This window comes from Sphingomonas sp. (assembly GCF_017745215.1).
Taxonomy (GTDB): Bacteria; Pseudomonadota; Alphaproteobacteria; order Sphingomonadales; family Sphingomonadaceae; genus Sphingomonas.
In genome coordinates, this window is record NZ_JAGHZV010000038.1 from 1 (window position 1) to 5,504 (window position 5,504).

Annotated in this window: 6 protein-coding genes and 1 tRNA gene; 5 read left to right on the top strand and 2 right to left on the bottom strand. The window is 69.8% G+C overall.

Annotated elements, in window-relative coordinates:
• Positions 1–63: 63 nt before the first annotated feature.
• Complete coding sequence (locus tag J7495_RS20170) at positions 64–732, bottom strand: HAD-IB family phosphatase (protein WP_294058775.1); 669 nt, start codon at positions 730–732, stop codon at positions 64–66.
• 123 nt (positions 733–855) lie between these two features.
• On the opposite strand from J7495_RS20170, the gene J7495_RS20175 reads away from it, so the two are divergent.
• Genes J7495_RS20175 through J7495_RS20190 form a run of 4 tightly spaced genes read left to right on the top strand, consistent with a single transcriptional unit; the run spans position 856 to position 4,382 of the window.
• A complete protein-coding gene (locus J7495_RS20175) occupies positions 856–1,962 on the top strand; it encodes an ABC transporter permease (protein WP_294058776.1) in 1,107 nt (368 codons plus the stop codon).
• Complete coding sequence (locus J7495_RS20180; protein WP_294058777.1) at positions 1,959–2,792, top strand: ABC transporter ATP-binding protein; 834 nt, start codon at positions 1,959–1,961, stop codon at positions 2,790–2,792. Before J7495_RS20175 ends, J7495_RS20180 begins: the two co-directional genes overlap by 4 nt.
• 7 nt (positions 2,793–2,799) lie before the next feature.
• Complete coding sequence (locus J7495_RS20185) at positions 2,800–3,765, top strand: MlaD family protein (RefSeq protein WP_294058778.1); 966 nt, start codon at positions 2,800–2,802, stop codon at positions 3,763–3,765.
• 5 nt (positions 3,766–3,770) lie between these two features.
• Positions 3,771–4,382 carry an ABC-type transport auxiliary lipoprotein family protein gene (locus tag J7495_RS20190; protein ID WP_294058779.1) on the top strand — a complete coding sequence of 204 codons (612 nt, stop codon included), beginning with the start codon at positions 3,771–3,773 and terminating at the stop codon, positions 4,380–4,382.
• A 56-nt stretch (positions 4,383–4,438) separates the two neighbouring features.
• Here the strand turns inward: J7495_RS20190 and J7495_RS20195 are convergent, their stop codons facing one another.
• Positions 4,439–5,311: a peptidylprolyl isomerase gene (locus J7495_RS20195; protein ID WP_294058780.1), complete on the bottom strand. Its 873-nt coding sequence runs from the start codon at positions 5,309–5,311 to the stop codon at positions 4,439–4,441.
• A gap of 77 nt (positions 5,312–5,388) precedes the next feature.
• Here J7495_RS20195 and J7495_RS20200 point away from each other — a divergent pair.
• Positions 5,389–5,479, top strand: a tRNA-Ser gene (locus J7495_RS20200).
• The last annotated feature ends 25 nt before the right edge of the window (positions 5,480–5,504 follow it).

Genomic DNA, 5,504 nt, shown 5'->3' on the forward strand with positions numbered 1-5,504 from the left:
TGGGGGAGCGGGCTGGTGCCGCAATGCGCTGAATGGCGCATTTCCAAACAGCCTCTGAGACGCTCAGCGCCAGTCGAGCAGTGGCCAGCCCCGCTCCGTGGCGAGCGTCTTCAACGGGCCATGGGCATTCACGGCGAACGCCTCGTCGGCCCAGTCGAGCAGCGGCGCGTCCGAGACATGGTCCGAATAGGCGCGGACCTGCGCGTCCCCCCGCGCGATCCCCTGGCCGGCCATCCACGCCTCGACCATGCGGAGCTTGGCGGGGCCGTAGCAATTCTCGCCTTCGAGCTCGGGCAGGATCGCCCCTGCTGCGTCGCGCTTCGCCTCGGTCGCGACCACGTCGGCGATCCCCAGCCGCCCGGCGATCGCCGCGGCGTAATAACGGTGCGACGCCGTCGCGAGCACGATCCTGTACCCCTCGGCCCGATCCGCCGCGATCCGCGCGCGCGCGCCGGAGAGCACCCCCGTCCGCGCCACCCGATCCGCGAACCCCGCGGCGAGCGCGTCCATCGCCTGGGGCACCACCGCGCCGCCCAGCATCAGCCGCTGCGTCGCCTGCTTGAGCCCGGCGCGATCGATCCTCCCCGCCAGATAGGCGAGCGACGCCGCGCCCGCTGCCGGGAGCAGCGCCAGCCGCCACGGCGCGCGATTCAGCGCGGCATGGACCAGGAACGCGGCCCAGGTCGGCGCGCGCGTGATCGTCTTGTCCATGTCGTAGAAGGCGATGCGCATCGCCGCCTCCTAGCCGCGCGCGTGCCGAAACGGCAATCTCGCCCGCATTTTCCGCGGGAACTTAACCTGCCCCAAGCGGCTTGAATGTTGCCCTGGCGGTTCGAATCGCCGAGAAGGAGCTCGATGACCGCCTCGGCCGACTTCACGCGCGACGACACGGACGGGGGCACGCTCCGCTTCACCGGCGACCTGTCGCTCGCGAACCTCGGCGACCTGCCCGAGCGGCTCGCCGCGGTCGAAGGCGACATCGCGCATCTCGACCTCAGCCACATCGCGCGGATCGACACCGTCGGCGCCTGGCTGGTCCACCGTTTCGCGCGCGATCGCGGCGCCACGATCGACGGGCTCGATGCGAACGAGGAGCACCTCCTCGCGCAGGTCGCCGCCGCCGAGCATCCGGTGATGCCCGCCCGCCCCGCGCCCGACCCCCTCACGCACCTGCTTGCCGAAGTCGGCGATGCCGTGATCCAGGCCGTGCGGACGCTCTACGGCCTCCTCGGCTTCATGGGCGCGACGGTGCTCGCCTATATCCACGTCCTCACCCATCCGCGACGCATCCGCGTCAACGCGACGGTGCACCGGTTCGAAGTCGTCGGCGTCTCGGCGCTCGGCATCATCGCGCTGATGAGCTTCCTGATCGGCATCGTCATCGCGCAGCAGGGCGCGATCCAGCTCCGCCAGTTCGGCGCCGAAGTGTTCACGATCAACCTGATCGGCCGCATCACGCTGCGCGAGCTCGGCATCCTGATGACGGCGATCATGGTCGCCGGCCGCTCGGGCTCGGCCTTCGCGGCGCAGATCGGCACGATGAAGCTCACCGAGGAGATCGACGCCATGCGCACGATCGGCGTCTCGCCGATGGAGGCGCTGGTGGTGCCGCGCACCACGGCAGTGGTGCTGATGATGCCGTTGCTCGGCTTCTATTCCTCGCTGATCGCGATCTTCGGCGGCGGGCTGTTCTGCTGGATCAGCCTCGACATCCCGCTGATCACCTTCGTCCAGCGGATTCGCGAAGTCGTGCCGCTGACCGACCTCTACGTCGGTCTCGTCAAGGCGCCCGTGTTCGGCGCGATCATCGCGATCGCCGGCTGCTTCCAGGGCATGCAGGTCGAAGGCGACGCCGAGCAGGTCGGCAACCGGACCACCATCGCGGTGGTGCAGGCGATCTTCCTGGTGATCGTGCTCGACGCGTTCTTCGCGGTGTTCTTCAGCGAGATCGGCTGGATATGAGCCCGCGCGCGCCTCGCTCCGAGATCGTCATCCAGGTCCGCGGGCTCACCAATCGCTTCGGCGACCAGCTCGTCCACAGCGAGCTCGACCTCGACGTGCGCCGCGGCGAGATCCTCGGCGTGGTCGGCGGCTCGGGCACCGGCAAGTCGGTGCTGATGCGCTCGATCATCGGGCTGCAGACGCCCGAGGCGGGGCATATCGAAGTGTTCGGCGAGAACACCGTCGGCCGCGACGACACCGAGATCGCCGACATCCGCAAGCGCTGGGGCATCCTCTTCCAGGGTGGTGCCTTGTTCTCGACGCTCACCGTGTCGGAGAATGTCCAGGTCCCGCTCAAGGAATATTATCCGCAGATCCGCGCGCCGCTGCTCGAGGAGATCGCCGGCTACAAGGTGGTGATGAGCGGCCTCGCGCCCGATGCGGGGCCCAAATATCCCGCCGAGCTCTCAGGCGGCATGAAGAAGCGTGCCGGCCTTGCCCGCGCGCTCGCGCTCGATCCCGAGCTGCTTTTCCTCGACGAGCCGACCGCCGGGCTCGATCCGATCGGCGCCGCGGCCTTCGACGAGCTGACGCGCTCCCTGCAGCGCACGCTGGGGCTCACCGTCTTCCTGATCACGCACGATCTGGATACCTTGTACGCGATCTGCGACCGCGTTGCGGTGCTCGCCGACGGCCATGTGATCGCGGTGGGGACCATCCCCGAGCTGCTCGCGTTGGACCATCCGTGGATCCAGGAGTATTTCAACGGCCCGCGCGGTCGCGCGGCGCACGCCGGCGCCCAACAGGGCGCGGACAAGGCCGAACCCCCGCAAGGGGTGAACAGGGAATGAGGGGCTGATGGAAACGCGATCGAACCACGTCCTCGTGGGCGCGGTGGTGATGATCCTGCTGGCGATGCTGGCCCTCTTCTGGGTCTGGCTCGCGCGGCTGGGGACCGACGACGTCCGCGAATACGACATCTTCTTCAAGCAATCGGTCGAGGGGCTGAACCCCGGCTCGCCGGTCACCTTCTCGGGCGTGCCCTCGGGGCAGGTGAAGGACATCGCCTTCTGGAAGCCCGATCCGCAGTTCGTGCGCGTGCGCATCACCGTCAAGTCCGACGTGCCGATCCTCGAGGGCACCACCGCTTCGATCCAGTCGAGCTTCACCGGCAATTCGAACGTTCAGCTGGACGGTGCGGTGAAGGGTGCGCCGGCGATCGAATGCCCGGCCGAGCACCGCCGCGCCGCCTGCCCGCTCGACGTGCCGGTGATCCCGGCCAAGACCGGCGGCCTCGGCGCGCTGTTCAGCTCGGCGCCGCGGCTGCTCGAGCGCCTCTCGACGCTCACCGAGCGGCTGACCGAGCTGATCAGCGACAAGAACCAGGCTTCGATCGCGGGCATCCTCGCCAACACCAACCGCCTCACCAAGGCGCTGGCCGATCGCGGGCCCGAGATCGCGGCGACGCTCGCCGAGACGCGGGTGGCGATCCAGAAGGCCGGCGAGGCGGCGGACCAGATCGGCCAGCTCGCGGGCAGCACCAACGACGTGGTCAAGCAGGACCTGAAGCCCACGCTCGCCAACCTCAACCAGACGATCGCCGCGGCGAAGAAGAGCATGGAGACGCTCGACGCCGCGATCGGCGACGCGCGCCCGGGGCTCCAGGCCTTCTCCAAGCGCACCGTGCCCGAGGCCGACCAGCTGATCCAGGACCTGCGCGAGATGGCCGCGGCGCTCACCTCGGTCGCCGAGAAGCTCGATCGCGGCGGCGCCGGCGGCCTGATCACCGGGCCGTCCCTTCCCGATTACAAGCCGAAGAAGTGAGGCCGATGACCAAGCGCTCGTCTTTGCCCGCCGCCCTGCTCGTGCCCGCACTCGCGCTGCCGCTCTCGGCGTGCATCTCGTTCGGCGCCAAGCCGCCGCCCTCGATGCTCACGCTCGCGCCCGCCGCGGCGCTGGCGCCCGACACGACGCAGAGCGTCGCGCAGAGCCACACCATCACCATCGCCCAGCTCGGCTATCCGCAGGAACTGGCGACGACGCGCGTGCCTGTCCACACCGGCGCGACCGACGTCGCCTACATCAAGGATGCCCAGTGGGTGGAATTGCCCTCGCGGATGTTCGCGCGGCTGCTGGTCGATACGGTGACCGCCAAGACCGGGCGGGTCGTGCTCGGCTATCGCCAGTCGCTCGCCAATCCCGGCGCGCGGCTGGGCGGCGACGTCCGCGCCTTCGGGATCGAGGCGGGCGGCACCGGCGGCGGCCAGGCCGTGGTCGCGTTCGAGGCGACGCTGATCCGCAGCGACGACGCCAGCTACGAGAAGCGCCGTTTCGAGGCGCGCGTGCCGGTGGCGAGCATCGACCCGGCGAGCGCGGGCGTGGCGCTCAACGAAGCGGCGAACAAGGTTGCGGCCGATATCGCGGCCTGGGTCGGGCCCTGAGAGTCTGTTACCGCCATGCGCCGTGAAGCGCATTTGCAAACAGGCCGTGAGTCGCTCTATTCGGCCCGTCGGACCGGCGGCAGCGCGTTGCACAGGTCGGCGCCGCCCGCGGGCACGGTGAAGAAGTCGCCGCCGCGGTTCTCGCGCGCCTTGATCCAGGCGGCGAAGCGCGGGTTGTCGGTCGCGCGATAGACGAAGTGCGGGCGCTCGTCCTCGGGCAGTTCGCTGGCGAGGCGGACCGAGAGGATCGGGGTATATTCGCCCGGCGTCTCGTACACGCCGAGGTCGCCGGTGCCGCGCGGCAGGCTCGAGAGCCATTGGATCCCTTCGATCACGCGGCCGACGATCGCGATGTTGCGATCAAGGTGGCGCGGGGCGTGGCCGATCACGGTGTAGAGCGCGCTGCCGTCGCCGGTATCGGGCGCGAGGTTCCGCGCGACGCCGACCATGCCGTAGCAATGGGGAAGCCAGCTGGTCCTGCCGTCGGTCGCGATCGGCCAGCCGTCGGCGCTGAACCCGGCCTTGGCGGAATAGGGGTCGGCGCGGCTCATCGTCGCGGCGGCATCGAAGCCGGGCCATTCATACTCGGCGGGCGGGCGCGGCACGATGAGCGGTGCGGGCTGCTTCTTCTCGGTCGGGTCGCCCCATTGCGCGACGTAATTGTCCTGGACGCGGTAGACGGCGGTGCCGTCCCACCAATGCGCCGCGGCGAACTTGCGGATGTTGGCGACATGCGCGGGGGCGTAGCGCGGCGCGAGCCTGATGAAGACCTGGTGCCCGCCGCGCAGCGTCATCACCAGGATCTCGCTGTCGGGAATGGCATGCCAGTCGGCGTCGACGGCGGCTGTCTCGGGCGGGGTCTGGGCGGCTGCCGGGAGCGGCAGGGCGGCGGCGAGGAGCGCGGCGAGCGCTGGGGCGGAGCGGAGCATGGGGCGAGACTGGCATGGCGCAGGCGGCTTGCCTAGCCCGGCTACAGGCTCTAGGGGACGGCGCTTCCGGGGCATGCGGAGCGGTGGCCGAGTGGTCGAAGGCGCTCGCCTGGAAAGTGAGTATACGGCAAAACCGTATCGAGGGTTCGAATCCCTCCCGCTCCGCCACTTACGCCCTCAGCAGGGCTCGCCA